The following is a 15,164-nucleotide window of genomic DNA, read 5'->3' as shown; positions in this document are numbered from 1 at the left end:
AGAGTGCAGGAGGTTGCCGCCAGTTAGGCAGATTTCTTTTGTTGGTGTATTACTCCAACCAGACTCCGGTATCAGCCGGCCGTTTCAACTTATGGAAAAAACGTTAACCTTTCAGCACGTTAGCTACTTGTGGGACGAAGCGAAGGCGCTGGAGCTTGCCGGCGACGAAGTAGCGCTTTTTATCTACCGCAGCAACCTGCTCGGCGCCGACCTGCGCCTGACCAACTACGCCGGCGGCAATACCTCCTGCAAAATCACTGAAATCGACCCTGTTACCGGCCAGCCTGTGGAGGTGATGTGGGTGAAGGGCTCGGGTGGCGACATTGGCACGCTCACCAAAGCCGGCTGCGCCAACCTCTACGTGGAGAAGCTGCACCAGCTGAAGCACCGCTACCGCGGCCTGGAGTTTGAAGATGAGATGGTGGCCCTGTTCAACCACTGCCTGTTCGACCCCAAGTGCGCCGCCCCTAGCATCGATACGCCCCTGCACGGGCTCTTACCCTTCAAGCACATCGACCACCTGCACCCTGATGCCCTCATCGCTATTGCCGCCAGCAAAGACGGCGAGCAGATTATGAAGGAAATCTGGGGCGACACCATGGCGTGGCTACCCTGGCAGCGGCCGGGCTTCGACCTGGGCTTGCAGCTGGAAAAAGTAGTAAAGGAAAACCCCGGCCTGCGGGGCGTGATTTTGGGCGGACACGGCCTATTTACGTGGGGCGATACCTCGTACGCGTCCTACCTCAACACGCTAGAAGTGATTGAGCAAGCCGCTACCTACCTCGAAGCCAACTACGGCCAGAAGCGCCCCGTGTTTGGCGGCGCCAAAAGCGAGAGCCTCTCCCCCGAGGAGCGCCGTGCGCAGGCTGCGAAGCTGATGCCTACCCTACGCGGTCTGGCCTCGCAGCAACGCCGCATGCTGGGCCACTTCACCGACGACGCCCGCGTGCTGGAATTCGTGAACTCGCACGACCTGCCACGCTTGGCTCGCCTGGGCACCTCTTGCCCCGACCACTTTCTGCGCACCAAAATCCGTCCGCTGGTACTCGACCCCGAGCAGCTGACCCAAGACGATGTGCGGGCCTACCTGGAAAAGGAGTTCGACGCCTACCGCCAGGATTACACCGCCTACTACGAGCGCAGCAAGCACGACAACTCCCCCGCCCTGCGCGACCCCAACCCGGTGGTGATTCTGCTGCCCGGCGTGGGCATGTTCAGCTTTGCCAAGGACAAGCAGACCGCCCGCGTGGCCGCCGAGTTCTACACCAACGCCATCAACGTGATGAAGGGCGCCGAGGCCGTGAGCGAGTACCAGGGCCTACCCGAGCAGGAGGCGTTTGACATTGAATACTGGCTGTTGGAGGAAGCCAAGTTGCAGCGTATGCCCAAGCCCAAGTCGCTTTCCGGGCAGGTGGCCTACGTAACGGGTGGCACCGGCGGCATTGGCAAAGCCATTTGCGAGGTGCTGCTGCAAAACGGTGCCTGCGTGGTAGCCGTGGACCGCGACCGGCTGGAGGAAACCCAAACCGACCTGCGCAAGCGCTACGGCAAGGACAACGCCCTCACCGCGTCCATCAACGTGACGGATGCCGAGACCATTGCCGAGTCGCTGCGGCAGAGCGTGTTGCAGTTTGGCGGCGTAGATACTGTGGTGAACTGCGCCGGCCTGAGCATCAGCAAGCCCCTGGCCGACACCACCCAGGCTGACTGGGACATCCTGAATGATGTGCTGGTGAAAGGTCAGTTCCTGGTGAGCCAGGCCGCCGTGGAGATTCTGCGTCAGCAGAAGCTGGGCGGAAGCATCGTGAACATTGCCAGCAAAAACGGCCTTGTAGCCGGCCCCAACAACGTGGCATATGGTACGGCCAAAGCAGCCCAGCAGCATATGACGCGCCTGCTGGCCGCCGAGCTAGGCCCGGACCGCATCCGGGTGAACACCGTGAACCCCGACGCCGTGCTGCGGGGTAGCAAAATCTGGGAAGGCGACTGGGCCGCTGGTCGGGCCAAGGCCTACGGCGTATCGGTGGAGGATCTGCCGGCGCACTACGCCAAGCGCACCCTGCTGGGCGAGGAAGTGCTGGCCGAGGACATTGCCAAAGCCGTGCTGGTCTTCGTGGATGATCAACTAGCTAAATCGACCGGCAATATCCTGAACGTAGACGGCGGCGTGGCTATGGCTTTTGTGCGCTAGCTATTGATTTTTATATTTTATATCTCACGTGTTACGACCGGGTTGGCTTGCCAATCCGGTCTATTTTTTTGTGCACTATTCTCCTTAGCGGGAATAGTAATTTGTATGGGAACGTTCCCGAAAACGTTTGCGCGATTTTATCAGCGAGTAGAGCGTGCATAATTTTGAAATCCTTGTAGCTTATGCGTCTGCCAGTATCTGCTTCGTCTCCGCCCTCTCTACGCCTCCCGGTTTTATCCAATCGTTGGCCTTATTCCCTACCTCTTAAAACTGCTGGCTCATCTGTCTATGCCTGCTCTACTTCCACCCATCCAAAGCATGTATAAGCTACAGTTCAAGCCCTTCGACAAGACGCCGAAATACAAGCAGATTGTGCAGTCCGTTATTGCCGATATCGAGCGGGGCAAACTGCACAAAGGCGACCAGCTACCCAGCATCAGCGAGCTGAGCGCCGAGTACTACCTAGCCCGCGACACCGTGGAAAAAGCCTACCGCGAGTTGCGTGAGCGGGGCTTCTGCACTTCAGTGCAGGGCAAAGGCTACTACGTACAGGCCCCCGACAACAACAAGCTCAAGATTTTGCTGGTGCTCAACAAGCTCAGCTCCTACAAGAAAATCGTGTACTACGCCTTCTTGCAGGCCCTGGGGGAGCGCGCCACCGTCGACTTGCAAATTCACCACTATAGTGCTTCTATCTTCCAGGAAATCATGGAGAAGAACGCTGGCAAGTACAATCATTACGTGGTGATGCCGCACTTCACCCAGGACCTGGACAAAGCAGATTACAAGAGCGTTTTGAACGCCATTCCGCCCGGGGAGCTGGTGCTGCTGGACAAGGAGATGCCCGAGCTGAAGCACCAACCGCTGACGGTATACCAGGACTTCGACAAGGATATCTTCACCTCCCTGGAAGGAGTGAACGACCTGTTGGAAAAGTATAATCGTTTGGTGCTCATCCTACCCAGTGTGGGCAACAACTACCCCATGGAAATTGCCTGGGGCTTCCGTAGCTTTTGTATCAATTACAAAAAGGATTTTGCGGTGAAGGAAAGCGCCATTCCGGAGGTGATGGAGCCTGGCACTGCCTATGTGGTGGTAGAAACCACCGATCTGGCCGAGCTGATCAAGAAAGTGCGGCAAACGCATTATCTGCTGGGCCGCGAAATCGGCATTCTTTCCTTCAATTCTAGCACGCTTAAGGAGCTGCTGGGCATCACTGTCATCACCACCGATTTTGAGGCCATGGGCCGCACCGCCGCCGAGCTGCTGCTGGACAAGCAGCGCGTGAAGGTGAAAAACCCGTTCTATACCATCCGGCGCGGGTCGTTGTAGTTTTTATCCTACCCAAAAAAGCTGTCGGCTACTTACAGGAGAAGCAGCCGACAGCTTTTTTCATACCCAGACGGGTACAAATGCACCAGACATACTATCCTTTCTCAGGTTTCGGCGTGGCCACGTAGCGGTAAAAGGAACGTTCTGCTATTCTTGCACCACTACGCGGCTCGATCCTATGCAGTCCTAATATATTCTGCTGTGCTACAAATCTATAGCCGCTACGCGGCCACGCCGAAACGGCAGTTTTGCTGACACAAGCGAAGCAAAAAGCCTATTTAATCCCTCTATACAGGAGAGTTCAGAACAGTTTGAGGCAGTAAAAAAAGTAAGTTGCTTCTCTAAAAAAGTATGTCTCACTACGTGGGTACCACTGCCACGAAGCCATTAGGTCCCTACCCCCACCCTGCCCCAGACCCTGCTATGCTTTCTGATCAACAACTCCATGATTTCAACCAGGCGAATCTTTCGGACCATCAGTTTCGCTACCAGCACCTTACGGAGCTCCTCAACCGCCGGGGTACCGACGTGGCGGGGGTAGTGCAGAAGCTGGTTGCTTTTCAGGTGGCTATTCCGAGTTGGGCGCTGGGCACGGGCGGCACGCGCTTTGGGCGCTACCCACGGGGCGGCGAGCCGCGCAGCTTGGAGGAGAAAATTGCCGATGTGGCGTTGTTGAATCAGCTCAACGGTTCTTCTAATTCTATTTCCCTGCACATTCCGTGGGATATCCCGCAGGATGTGCCCGCCGTGCAGCAGCAGTTGCAAGAGGTAGGCCTGACAATTGATTCGATGAACTCGAACACGTTTCAGGACCAAAAAGAGCAGCCGTACTCCTACAAATTCGGCTCTTTGAGCAGCACCGAAGCCACCGTGCGCCAGCATGCCATCGACCACAACATTGCGTGCGTGGAGTATGGCAAGCAGTTGGGTGCCAAAGTGCACACTGTATGGCTGGCCGATGGCTCCAACTTTCCCGGCCAGCAACACTTGCGCCGCGCCTACCAGCGCACGGCCGAGTCGCTGGCCAGCATCTACGAGGCCATGCCCTCCGACATGACCCTGCTGATTGAATACAAGCCTTACGAGCCGCACTTCTACTCCATGGTGATTCCGGATTGGGGCACGTCGTACTCGTTGTGCCAGTATCTGGGAAAGCAGGCGCAGGTGCTCGTAGACTTGGGCCACCACTTGCCTAACACTAACATCGAGCAGATTGTGGGCCGCTTGCTGCACTTCGACCGCCTTGGGGGATTCCACTTCAACGGCTCCATGTACGGCGACGACGACCTAACCACGGGCAGCATCAAGCCCTACCAACTCTTCCTGATCTTCAACGAACTAGTAGACGGTGCCCAGGACGAGGCCGTGACCAACCCGGCCGTGGCCTACATGATTGACGCCAGCCACAACACCAAAGACCCGCTCGAAGACCTGTTGCAATCGGTAGAAAGCATTTTGGGCGCCTATGCCAAAGCCCTGCTGGTAGACCGCGCAGCCCTGCAGGAAGCCCAGGAAAACAACGACGTGGTGCGGGCCGAGGAAATCCTGCGTGATGCCTTCCTAACCGATGTGCGCCCCTTGGTGCAGGAAGCTTACCGCCAGAGCGGCGGTGCGCTCAACCCGGTGGCAGCCTACCGCGCTGCGCAAGTGCGTGAGCAACTCATTCAGCAACGCGGCAAATTCAGCCTCTCGACCGGCCTGTAAGCATGAAAAAACCCATTTACGCCGTGTTCGACGTTGGCAAGACCAACAAGAAAGTTATTCTGTTTGATGAGGCGCGTCAGATCATCGACGAGCACCAGCAGGTGTGCCTGGAAACCGTGGACGAGGATGGCTTTGCGTGCGAAACCCTAAGCCGCCTGTCGCACTGGGTGTTGGACCGCTGGCAGGCCCTGCGCCAGAACGCGCACTATAACCTGAAGGGCGTGAACTTCACCTCCTACGGGGCCAGCTTTGTGCACTTGGGCGCCAACGGCCAGCCGATCCTACCCCTCTACAATTACCTCAAGCCCCTCCCTACCCCGGTGCAGGAGGCGTTTTACGCCGAGCTGGAATCGGAGCCTACCGAGTTTGCGGCCGAAACCTGCTCGCCGCAGATGGGCATGCTGAACTCAGGCATGCAGCTTTACTGGCTGAAGCACACGCAGCCTGAGCAGTTTAGCCGCATCCGCACGTCCCTGCATTTGCCGCAGTATCTTTCCTATCTCATCACGGGCGAGGCGTTTAGCGACTACACGTCCGTGGGTTGCCATACGGGCCTGTGGGATTTCAGGCTGGGGCGCTACCACGACTGGGTGTACCGCGAGGGCATCGACGAAAAGCTGGCTCCGCTGACGAAAGATTCGGTTGCCTCGGTGGTAGATGGCATCCTGGTGGGGGTAGGCCTGCACGATAGCTCGGCCGCCCTGCTGCCCTACCGGCAGGAGGGCGGGCAGTCGTTTCTGCTGGTATCCACGGGCACATGGGCCGTTACGCTCAACCCCTTCAACCGCGAGCCGCTTACGCCCGAGCTGCTGCGCCGCGACTGCCTGAGCTACCTCTCGCCCAAGGGCGAGATGACCAAGGCTGCCCGCGTGTTTTTCGGGCGCGAGCACGACTTTCAGGTCCAGCGCATTGCCGACCACTTCCACGTCAAGCCCGATTTCTACCATTCGCTGATGGTGGCGCGCCCCTACGATGCGGCTTCGGACAGCTTCCGGCCCTGGTGCATGAAGGGCACCGGCCCCTACCCCGACCAGCCAGTTGTAGAGTGGGACCTGAGCAACTTCAGCACCGCCGCCGATGCCTACCAGCACCTCATGCACGGGCTGATGAGCATCCTCACCGAGTCCATCAACCTGGTGCGGCGAGACGAGAAGCTGATTTACGTGGACGGCGGCTTTGCCCGCAACCCGCTCTTTATGCAGTTGCTCAGCCAGAACTTCCCCGATGCCAAAATCCGGACGCTAGAAGTGCCACAAGCCACTGCCCTGGGTGCCCTTATTCATTTGGAACAGGGGGAAGCCTGGAAAAAAACGCAGCTGTTGTTCAGTTGAACAGCATTTTTAGAGCTAGAAACTAGAAGGCTAGCTCCCCTCTTTAAGGAGGGGGTAGGGGGTGGTAAAATCTAGAGCTAGAGGACTAGAACTAGTTGTTTATCGTTTCAACGACTTTACCACCCCCTACCCCCTCCTTAAAGAGGGGAGCTAGCCTTCTAGCTACCATACTCTTCTATGAAAGTAGCCCTTTTTATTCCCTGCTACGTCGATCAGTTTTACCCGCAGGTAGGCATTGCCACCCTGCAATTGTTGGAAAAACTAGGCGTACGGGCAGATTTCCCCAAGCAACAGACCTGCTGCGGCCAGCCTATGGCCAACAGCGGCTGCGAGCGGGACGCCATTCCAGTGTACCACAACTTTGTCGATGCGTTTGATGGCTATGAGTACGTGGTGGGGCCAGCCGGTAGCTGCGTCTACCACGTCCGTAAGCACTTCGACATTATCGAGCAAACGCCAGCCGTACAGCATGTGCGCACCAACACCTACGAGCTTTTCGATTTCATTCTCAACGTACTCGGCATCAACGAAATACCCGGCTCTTTCCCGCACAAGGTAGGGCTGCACCTGAGCTGCCATGGCCAGCGTGGCCTGCACCAGGCCAACGAATCGGAGATGACGCCGGTGCGTGACGGGCAGCTGCGGCGGTTGCTGAGCAGCATGCAGGGCCTGGAGCTTACCGAACTGGACCGCAACGACGAGTGTTGCGGCTTTGGCGGTACATTCTGCGTAAGCGAAGCCGGCATTTCGGCCCGCATGGGGCAAGACCGCGTGGCCGACCACGTCCGCAACGGCACCCGCGTGCTCACGGGCGGCGATATGTCGTGCCTGATGCACCTGGAGGGCATTGTGCGCCGCGCCAAGCTGCCCATCAAGGTGATGCACGCCGCCGAAATTCTAAACGGCGCTATTCTATGAGTCATTCTAAACGTTCCAATATCTTCCTGCTCGACGCTGAGCGCACCACCTGGCACGATGAAACGCTGTGGTTTGTGCGCCAGAAGCGCGACAAGGCCGTGTACGCCACGCCCGAGTTTCAGGAGTTGCGCCAGCTGGCTTCCGATATCAAGGACCACACCCTTAGCCGACTGGATTTCTACCTGCAACAGTTCGAGGAAAACGCCCGCCGCAATGGCGTGCAGGTGCACTGGGCTGCCGATGCGCACGAGCACAACCAGATTGTGCTCGGCTTATTGAAGCGCCACGGCGCCACCCGCGTGGTCAAGAGCAAGTCCATGCTCACGGAGGAATGTCACCTCAATCCCTACCTCATCAAGCACGGGGTAGATGTGGTAGACACCGACCTGGGCGAGCGAATCATCCAACTGCGCGACGAGGCTCCCAGCCACGTGGTGCTACCAGCCATTCACCTCAAGAAAGAGGACGTCGGCGACACGTTTCACCTGCACCTGGGCACCGAAAAAGGCAACAACGACCCGCAGCAGCTCACCGAAACTGCCCGCCAGCACCTGCGCGAGAAGTTCTTGGTGAGCGAAGTAGCCATTTCGGGCGTCAACTTCGCGGTGGCCGAAACCGGCTCGGTGGTAGTGTGCACCAACGAGGGAAACGCCGACCTGGGCGTGAACCTGGCCAAGGTGCACATTGCCTGCATGGGCATGGAAAAGCTGATTCCGCGCCTCTCCGACCTGAGCGTCTTCACGCGCATTCTCACGCGCTCGGCCACCGGCCAGCCCATCACCACCTACACCTCGCACTTCAGCAAGCCCGCCGAGGGCAAGGAAATGCACGTGGTGATTGTAGACAACGGGCGCACCAAGCAGCTCGGCCGCCCCGATTTCCGCAATTCCTTGAAGTGTATCCGGTGCGGGGCCTGCATGAACACCTGCCCGGTGTACCGCCGTAGCGGCGGCCACAGCTACGACTTCACCATTCCGGGGCCGATTGGCGCGATTCTGTCGCCTAACATCGACATGCGCAAGCACGCCTCCCTCCCCTTTGCCAGTACGCTCTGCGGCTCTTGTACGGATGTGTGCCCGGTGAAAATCGACATTCACACCCAACTCTATAAGTGGCGGCAGGTGCTGGGGCAGGAGGGCGAAATTCCGGCCAGCAAGAAATGGAGCATGCGCCTGCTTAGCCGCGTACTGTCCAAGCCCGCCGTGTATGGCCTGGGCGGCAAGGTAGCCCGGCAGGGCCTTCGCTTCCTACCCCACGGTCTTACCCACGGCAAGGGCTACAACCCCTGGGCTATTGCCCGCGAGCTACCGGAGCCGCCGAAGCAGAGCTTCCGCGAGTGGTATGCCCAGCAAGCGGTGAAATAGTGAGATGGTGAAATGGTGAGTTGTCGTGCTGGCAACGCGGCCGTTTCATCATCACACTCACTATCTCACCAGTTCACTATTTCACCAGTTTATGTCTTCCTCCCGCGAGAAAATTCTGGCTGCCGTACGGACTAACCAGCCCGTCGAGCTGCCGCTACCCACTGTACCGTCTTTCGAGGGCGATGATTCGGTGGAGAAGTTTACCAGCATCGTGCAGGGTATTGGCGGCACGGTGGTAGAGGTGGCCGATGCTACTCGGTTGCCAGAGGTCATCCATCAGCTGTTTCCGGCCGATTACCGCATTGCCTCTCCTCTGCTCCCCGAGGCCAATGTGCCCGTGACGGCCCAAACGCCCATAGAGGTGCTGGCCGCCGTGGACCTGGCCGTGTTGCAGGGCGAATTCGGTGTGGCCGAAAACGGGTCTATTTGGGTGCCCGAGGCCAATATGCTGCACCGCGCCCTCCCCATGATTACCCAGCACCTAGCCCTGGTCCTCGACCGGCGCAATCTGGTCGCTACTATGCATCAAGCCTATGCCCGCATCCCCTCGGTGGGCGGCTACGGCACGTTCCTGGCTGGCCCTTCCAAAACCGCCGACATTGAGCAGTCGCTTGTGATTGGGGCGCACGGCGCGCGCAGTATGGTGGTGCTGCTGGTGTAATTTCTGACATTACGACGCAGGAGGGTAGACGGTGCGAACGTTCGCGCCGTCTACCCTCCTGCGTTACGCAGCTTCTTAGCCGCCCTAGTTGTTCAGCTTGATAAATCCGCCGTCCAGCGGGTAGTCGCAGCCTGTTACAAAGCCGGCTTCGTCGGAGCAGAGGTAGAGGGCCAGGGCGGCTACCTCCTCGGGCTTGCCCATGCGGCCGATAGGCTGACTTTTCGATAGCTTATCGAAGATTTCCTCCTCGCGGCCAGCGTAATTTTTGGCAATGAAGCCATCCACAAAAGGCGTGTGCACGCGGGCCGGCGAGATGCTGTTGCACCGGATACCCGCGTCGAGGTAGTCGCGGGCCACGGAGAGCGTCATGGCGAAGATAGCACCCTTGCTCATGGAGTAAGCAAACCGGTCGGTGATGCCCACCACGGCGGCAATGGAGGCTAGGTTCAAAATGGCCCCGCCGCCTTGCGCCTTCATCAAGGGTAGGGCGGCGTAGAGGCAGTTGTAGGCGCCCTTCACGTTCACCTGATACACGCGCTCGAAGTCGGCCTCGGTGGTGTTTTCTGCGTTGCCCACGTGCGCTATACCGGCGTTATTCACCAGAATATCGATCTTTCCAATCTCCTGAAATACCCGCACTACCTCCGCCTGCTGGCTGATATTGAGGTGGTGCGCCTGGGCCTGGCCACCGGCTTGCGCGATAGTATCTACAGTTTGCCGGGCGGCTTCCTCATTCAGTTCAATGATGTGCACTGTGGCACCTTGCTGAGCAAATAATTGAGCCATTGCCTGCCCAATACCACTACCGCCGCCTGTAATGACGGCGCTTTTTCCTTGTAAGCTAAACATGAAAACTGTACTAGTTGAATGATGGTGCATGCCTGCCCTTGGGCCTGCTTCATTAGGCCAACAAGTTACGAAAGTGAGCTTCTGCCGCTTAGCTGCCCAGCTCCGGGCTGGAAGTAAAGCTAAACTTTACTCCTGTTTCGGGCGCGCACTTGTAGGCTTAGCGTGGTCACTGCTTGCTACTTGATCAACACAAACAACGCCCAGGCAAGCATAGCAACGGTGCAGGGGCGGCAAGATACAGAAGGTGCAGGGCAACAAAGCGCGTGGTCGGAAAAGTAGCACTACGGATTCCCACGGCCGCAGCACTGACATCCGACCACGCGTTTGTGGAACAATAGCCTGATACAAAGCTGCATTATAGTTGGGTCCCTACCCTCCCGCACTCTCCTGCTATTTAAGACATCAGCCGAAATACACACGGTAGTGGCATTACTACCGGCGAGTTATCGGGGTTCGTTTCCATCAAGTCGGCCATGTAGGCCCACCATTTTTGCATGATGGGGAGACTGGGTAAGTCGTGGGCGGTGTGGCCGGGCAGGCGCTTCTGCACGGCAAACAACAGCCTACTTTCCTGATGCAGGTAGATGGCGTAGTCGCGGATACCCGCTGCCCCCAGCGCCTCCGACAGTTCGGGCCAGATGGCATCGTGGCGGCGTTGGTATTCGGCTTCCATGCCAGGCATCAGCTGCATAGCGAAGGCTATTTCTTCCATGTGGGTAGGGTGGAATTAGGATGTAATGGGTACACGCTGCCTAATCTAAGCCCAAAACAACGTAGTATAAACGCTCTGTGCCGCTGGGATGCAATCTCAACAATCAACTAACTTATAAACAGATCGTTATCACAAGAATCTGATTTAGCTTGCAGTTGCGATAATCTTACCTCATACAAAAAACGCCACCTGCACAAAAGCAGGTGGCGCGCGAAAAATAGCGGCTGATTAGATTCTTAGAACTTATTACTGATGAAATGGACAGCCGGCCGCAGCGGCTACCGTAGGCGCAGTGGCAATGGGTACTACGGGCGTAGCCGTGGCGCGCACGTTGCGGATAATGAAGCCGCTAGCGGGTAGGGTTGGCATCCGGGTCAGATCAATGCTCAGGTCCTGCTCGGGCACCTCGTAGGTCATACTGGTCGCTAGCAGCACAGCAGTGGTTTTCAGAGCTTCGATAGTAAGCCACTCGCCGGCGCAGCGGTGGTTGTGGGCATAGTCGCCACCACCTTGGGGGATGAAGTTGAACGGACTACCGTTCCACTCGCGGAACCGCTCGGGGCGGAACAGGTGCGGGTGCTCCCACTGACGCTCGTCGTGGTTGATGCCGTGCACATCCAGCAGCGTGAGCGTGCCCTTGCGGAAACGGTAGCCATGCCACTCAAAATCGGCGCGCACGCGGGCCCCCAGCAGCGGCGTGAAGGGGTAGAAACGGCGTATTTCCTGGGCAAACCACTCGGCGTACTGGGCCGGACCGGTGCGCAGCAGCTCGACGCAGCGCGGGTGCTCATGCAGGGCCAGCGCCTCAAACACCACGAAGCGCCCGATGGCCACGATGGGGCGTATCAGATTCAGCAGCTCCACGCTGGCCACGTGGGTGGAAAGCAGCTTGCCATCCAACTCGCGGTGCCAGGAAATAGCGTGCAGCGCCTTTCCTTCCACAGCGTATTGTTTGCCAGCACGCACTTGGTCAATCATCTTGCCTACCCACCGCTCGGCGCGGTGGCGGGCCAGCTTGCCCTTGGCGTGGCGCGGCCCTACCCCACCAAACGCGTCAATCATGGCGCTCAGGTCGCGGGTTAGAGGCTTGATGTCTTTCTCCTCGAAGGGCACGCCGGCCCACGCGCACGCGGCCCGGCACAGCACCTCCTCCACCTCCGGAAACAACACTACCTGCTCCAGTTGCTCCCACCGGCGCAGGTAGGCGCGCCAAGTCTCGGCCACCAGCGTGCTATACTGATGCAGACTATCGGGCGTCATCAACTTCATAAACAACGCCTTGCGGTGCTGATGAGCAGCATCGTCCAGCGTTTGCACACCATCTTGCCCCATGAGGGTCGTGAGGATACGCCGGGGTAGGGCGCCCTCGCGTTGGAAATGCTCCTGGTTATAGAACAGAGCCGCACCTTCCTCGCCGCTCAAGCACACGGCCTTCTCACCCATCAGGCGCATCTGAAAAATATCGGAGTGATGGCGCTTCCGCCGCTGGGGTAGGAAATGGTACCCCTCGCGTAGAAAACTTAAGGTGCTGTCGAGGGCTTTATCTTTTGGAATAGCAGTCATCGGCTGATTGGTTGTAGTAGGTAGAGATAGATATGGTTCAGAATGTCATGCTGAGCGGAGCCGAAGCATCTCGCGTGCTGATGATAGATGGTATCCAACGTCAACACGCCAGATGCTTCGACAAGCTCAGCATGACGAACGCCCTTACGAGAAGCCCAGTACCGGATGCGGCTGGTAGGGTTCTTCCAGGCGCTTGATTTCCTCCTGGGAAAGCGTCACGCCCACGGCAGCCACGGCATCGTCGAGGTGGCCGGGCTTGCTGGCACCCACAATAGGCGCAGTGATGACCGACTTCGACAGCACCCAGGCCAGCGCAATCTGCGCGGCGGGCAGGCCGCGCTCCTGGGCAATTTCCGCCACGCGGTCGGCCACGGCAAAATCGTCGTCGCGGCCGTAGAGGCTCTTGCCGAAGGCATCGGTTTTGGCGCGTTCGGTTTCATTGCGCTCCTTGCTGCGGCCGCCCGTGAGCAGCCCCCGCGCCAGCGGCGACCAGGGAATCACCCCAATTTTCTGGTCTTCGCACAGGGGTAGCATTTCGCGTTCCTCCTCGCGGTACACCAGGTTGTAGTGCGGCTGCATGCTCACGAAGCGCGTCCAGCCGTGCAGATCGGCCAGGTAGAGTGCCTGCGCAAACTGCCACGCGTACATGCTAGAGGCGCCAATGTAGCGCGCTTTGCCGGCCTTCACCACGTCGTGCAGCGCCTCAAGTGTTTCCTCTATGGGCGTGTTGTAGTCCCAGCGGTGAATCTGGTAGAGGTCCACGTAGTCGGTGCCGAGGCGCTTTAGGCTGGCGTCGATGGCGCTCATGATGTGCTTGCGGGAGAGGCCCTTGTCGTTTGGACCCGGCCCCATGGGGTTGAATACTTTGGTGGCCAGCACCACCTCGTCGCGCTTGGCAAAGTCGCGCAGGGCCCGGCCTACCACTTCCTCGCTGGCCCCATCGGCATACACATCGGCGGTATCGAAGAAATTGATGCCTTTTTCCAGGGCTTGCTTGATGAAGGGTCGGCTCTGCTCCTCCTCCAGCGCCCAGGGCCAGCGCTCGGTAGGCTTGCCATACGTCATGGTGCCGAGGCAGATGCGGGAGACGTGCAGGCCGGTATTGCCCAGTCGGATATAGTCCATACAGTTTGTCGTAGAGGTAGGGTCGCCCGGTCGGGCAACGCAATTGTTTCCCCTACTACGGCAATCTTTGCGCCTTCGATTAGACCTTCTCCCCACTTTCCCATGAAGCTGAACTGGACCCTCAAGCCCTACCCTACCCTCTCCCTCAACGAGCTATACGCCTTGCTACAACTCCGCAGCGAGGTGTTTGTGGTGGAGCAAACCTGTGCTTTTCAGGACATTGATGGCCAGGACCAAACGGCCCTGCACCTGTTAGGCCACACCGATACCGGCGAGCTAGCCGCCTACACCCGTCTGTTCGACGCGGGCGCTTGCTACGAGCAGGTGAGCATCGGCCGGGTGGCCGTGTCACCTAAGTACCGGCGCTACGGTCTGGGTAGGGAGTTGATACGCGAGTCTATCAACGCGTGCAATCAAGCCTTCGGACCCCAGCCCATCAAAATAGGCGCGCAGCTCTATCTGAAAGCGTTTTACGAGAGCTTCGGCTTTGTGCAGCAGGGCGCTATGTACCTGGAAGATGGCATTGAGCACATTTATATGTTTCGGCCGTAAACGCACGTAGTTTTCAACCGTGTCCCTCTACTTGGTATGTCCGTAGCACTTCCTCCCAAAGCCATTCTGTTTGATGTGTTTGGTACGTGCGTCGACTGGCGCACCAGCATTACGCGGGCCGGTGAGGCGCTGGGCCAGCGCCTTGGCCTGATGGATATTGATTGGGCAGCGTTTGCTGATGCGTGGCGGGCTCAATATCAGCCCCAGCTCACGAGTGTGCGCAGCGGCGCACGCCCCTGGACGCGGCTGGAAATTCTCAACCGCGAATCGTTGGATACCGTGCTTACCGATTTTGGCTTGCAACAGGTGTCCGCAACCGAGCGCGATGCCTTTAACCTGGCCTGGCGCTACCTCCTACCCTGGCCCGATACCGTAGCCGGCCTGCACCGCCTGAAAACACGCTTCATCATTGCGCCCAATTCCAACGCTGATATTGCGCTGGCGGTAGGCATGGCGAAATTTGCCCATCTGCCGTGGGACGTTATCCTGGGTGCCGAGGTAGCGCAGCACTACAAGCCTCAGCCCGAAGTCTACCTTCGCAGCGTTGCGGCGCTAGGCCTCACGCCACCCGAGGTAGTGATGGTAGCCGCCCACAACGAGGATTTGGTGGCTGCCGGAGCGCTGGGTCTGCAAACGGCTTTCATCCCGCGCCCGCTGGAGCACGGCCCCGGCCAAACCAACGACCTGCACCCCGAGCACACGTTTACCTACGTAGCCCGCGACCTACACGAGTTAGCGGCACAACTAGGGGCGTAAAACTCAGCTACTGCTTTTGTTGTTGATTGGGTATTCATGCCAACGCCTTTTTACAGTTTCCCCGGCTTGCTGCATCTCGTGGGTGCTGTTGTAGCCTTAGTGCTAG

13 protein-coding genes are annotated in these 15,164 nt (G+C 58.5%); 9 read left to right on the top strand and 4 right to left on the bottom strand.

All coding sequences use genetic code 11. The annotated features are described in order from the left end of the window. The first annotated feature begins 91 nt into the window (after positions 1 to 91). The 7 genes from MUN82_RS03400 (at position 92) to MUN82_RS03370 (ending at position 9,501) form a co-directional block, all read left to right on the top strand. A complete protein-coding gene (locus MUN82_RS03400) occupies positions 92 to 2,191 on the top strand; it encodes a bifunctional aldolase/short-chain dehydrogenase (protein WP_245095008.1) in 2,100 nt (699 codons plus the stop codon). Between the two features lie 288 nt (positions 2,192 to 2,479). Beyond that, positions 2,480 to 3,523 (top strand): GntR family transcriptional regulator, encoded by a 1,044-nt coding sequence (locus MUN82_RS03395; protein WP_245095006.1) that lies wholly within the window; start codon positions 2,480 to 2,482, stop codon positions 3,521 to 3,523. 423 nt (positions 3,524 to 3,946) lie between these two features. Then, positions 3,947 to 5,227 (top strand): sugar isomerase, encoded by a 1,281-nt coding sequence (locus tag MUN82_RS03390; RefSeq protein WP_245097502.1) that lies wholly within the window; start codon positions 3,947 to 3,949, stop codon positions 5,225 to 5,227. A 2-nt stretch (positions 5,228 to 5,229) separates the two neighbouring features. After that, positions 5,230 to 6,558: an FGGY-family carbohydrate kinase gene (locus MUN82_RS03385; protein WP_245095005.1), complete on the top strand. Its 1,329-nt coding sequence runs from the start codon at positions 5,230 to 5,232 to the stop codon at positions 6,556 to 6,558. Between the two features lie 177 nt (positions 6,559 to 6,735). Then, positions 6,736 to 7,476, top strand: a complete 741-nt coding sequence (locus tag MUN82_RS03380; protein WP_245095003.1) for a (Fe-S)-binding protein — start codon at positions 6,736 to 6,738, stop codon at positions 7,474 to 7,476. Continuing rightward, entirely contained in the window at positions 7,473 to 8,840 is a 1,368-nt protein-coding gene (locus tag MUN82_RS03375; RefSeq protein ID WP_245095001.1) for a lactate utilization protein B, read from the top strand. Before MUN82_RS03380 ends, MUN82_RS03375 begins: the two co-directional genes overlap by 4 nt. 91 nt (positions 8,841 to 8,931) lie before the next feature. Beyond that, the gene (locus MUN82_RS03370; protein WP_245094999.1) at positions 8,932 to 9,501 is read left to right on the top strand and encodes a LutC/YkgG family protein; all 570 of its coding nucleotides are present in this window, start codon (positions 8,932 to 8,934) and stop codon (positions 9,499 to 9,501) included. 84 nt (positions 9,502 to 9,585) lie between these two features. Here the strand turns inward: MUN82_RS03370 and MUN82_RS03365 are convergent, their stop codons facing one another. The 4 genes from MUN82_RS03365 to MUN82_RS03350 form a co-directional block, all read right to left on the bottom strand. Next, positions 9,586 to 10,350 (bottom strand): SDR family NAD(P)-dependent oxidoreductase, encoded by a 765-nt coding sequence (locus MUN82_RS03365; RefSeq protein ID WP_245094997.1) that lies wholly within the window; start codon positions 10,348 to 10,350, stop codon positions 9,586 to 9,588. Between the two features lie 394 nt (positions 10,351 to 10,744). Then, positions 10,745 to 11,062, bottom strand: a complete 318-nt coding sequence (locus MUN82_RS03360; protein WP_245094996.1) for an L-rhamnose mutarotase — start codon at positions 11,060 to 11,062, stop codon at positions 10,745 to 10,747. Positions 11,063 to 11,308: 246 nt separating this feature from the next. Further along, positions 11,309 to 12,625, bottom strand: coding sequence for a CYP152 family fatty-acid peroxygenase CypC (gene cypC / locus MUN82_RS03355; RefSeq protein WP_245094994.1), 1,317 nt, complete (start codon positions 12,623 to 12,625; stop codon positions 11,309 to 11,311). A 144-nt stretch (positions 12,626 to 12,769) separates the two neighbouring features. After that, the gene (locus tag MUN82_RS03350) at positions 12,770 to 13,750 is read right to left on the bottom strand and encodes an aldo/keto reductase (RefSeq protein ID WP_245094992.1); all 981 of its coding nucleotides are present in this window, start codon (positions 13,748 to 13,750) and stop codon (positions 12,770 to 12,772) included. Positions 13,751 to 13,852: 102 nt separating this feature from the next. Between MUN82_RS03350 and MUN82_RS03345 the strand changes: the two genes are divergently transcribed. Both MUN82_RS03345 and MUN82_RS03340 read left to right on the top strand, forming a co-directional pair. Beyond that, a complete protein-coding gene (locus tag MUN82_RS03345) occupies positions 13,853 to 14,302 on the top strand; it encodes a GNAT family N-acetyltransferase (protein ID WP_245094990.1) in 450 nt (149 codons plus the stop codon). 36 nt (positions 14,303 to 14,338) lie between these two features. Next, entirely contained in the window at positions 14,339 to 15,058 is a 720-nt protein-coding gene (locus MUN82_RS03340) for a haloacid dehalogenase type II (RefSeq protein ID WP_245094988.1), read from the top strand. Positions 15,059 to 15,164 lie beyond the last annotated feature (106 nt).

Source organism: Hymenobacter aerilatus (assembly GCF_022921095.1).
Classification (GTDB): domain Bacteria; phylum Bacteroidota; class Bacteroidia; order Cytophagales; family Hymenobacteraceae; genus Hymenobacter; species Hymenobacter aerilatus.
Note: the sequence above shows the minus strand (reverse complement) of the source record. Positions and strands in the feature narration are given on the sequence as shown.

Bases quoted from the DNA above. Each gene is read 5' to 3' on its own strand.
- MUN82_RS03385 (WP_245095005.1), top strand. From the start codon at position 5,230: ATGAAAAAACCCATTTACGCCGTGTTCGACGTTGGCAAGACCAACAAG.
- MUN82_RS03400 (WP_245095008.1), top strand. From the start codon at position 92: ATGGAAAAAACGTTAACCTTTCAGCACGTTAGCTACTTGTGGGACGAA.
- MUN82_RS03375 (WP_245095001.1), top strand. From the start codon at position 7,473: ATGAGTCATTCTAAACGTTCCAATATCTTCCTGCTCGACGCTGAGCGC.
- MUN82_RS03370 (WP_245094999.1), top strand. From the start codon at position 8,932: ATGTCTTCCTCCCGCGAGAAAATTCTGGCTGCCGTACGGACTAACCAG.
- MUN82_RS03390 (WP_245097502.1), top strand. From the start codon at position 3,947: ATGCTTTCTGATCAACAACTCCATGATTTCAACCAGGCGAATCTTTCG.
- MUN82_RS03345 (WP_245094990.1), top strand. From the start codon at position 13,853: ATGAAGCTGAACTGGACCCTCAAGCCCTACCCTACCCTCTCCCTCAAC.
- MUN82_RS03365 (WP_245094997.1), bottom strand. From the start codon at position 10,350: ATGTTTAGCTTACAAGGAAAAAGCGCCGTCATTACAGGCGGCGGTAGT.
- MUN82_RS03350 (WP_245094992.1), bottom strand. From the start codon at position 13,750: ATGGACTATATCCGACTGGGCAATACCGGCCTGCACGTCTCCCGCATC.
- MUN82_RS03360 (WP_245094996.1), bottom strand. From the start codon at position 11,062: ATGGAAGAAATAGCCTTCGCTATGCAGCTGATGCCTGGCATGGAAGCC.
- MUN82_RS03395 (WP_245095006.1), top strand. From the start codon at position 2,480: ATGCCTGCTCTACTTCCACCCATCCAAAGCATGTATAAGCTACAGTTC.
- MUN82_RS03380 (WP_245095003.1), top strand. From the start codon at position 6,736: ATGAAAGTAGCCCTTTTTATTCCCTGCTACGTCGATCAGTTTTACCCG.
- MUN82_RS03340 (WP_245094988.1), top strand. From the start codon at position 14,339: ATGTCCGTAGCACTTCCTCCCAAAGCCATTCTGTTTGATGTGTTTGGT.
- cypC (WP_245094994.1), bottom strand. From the start codon at position 12,625: ATGACTGCTATTCCAAAAGATAAAGCCCTCGACAGCACCTTAAGTTTT.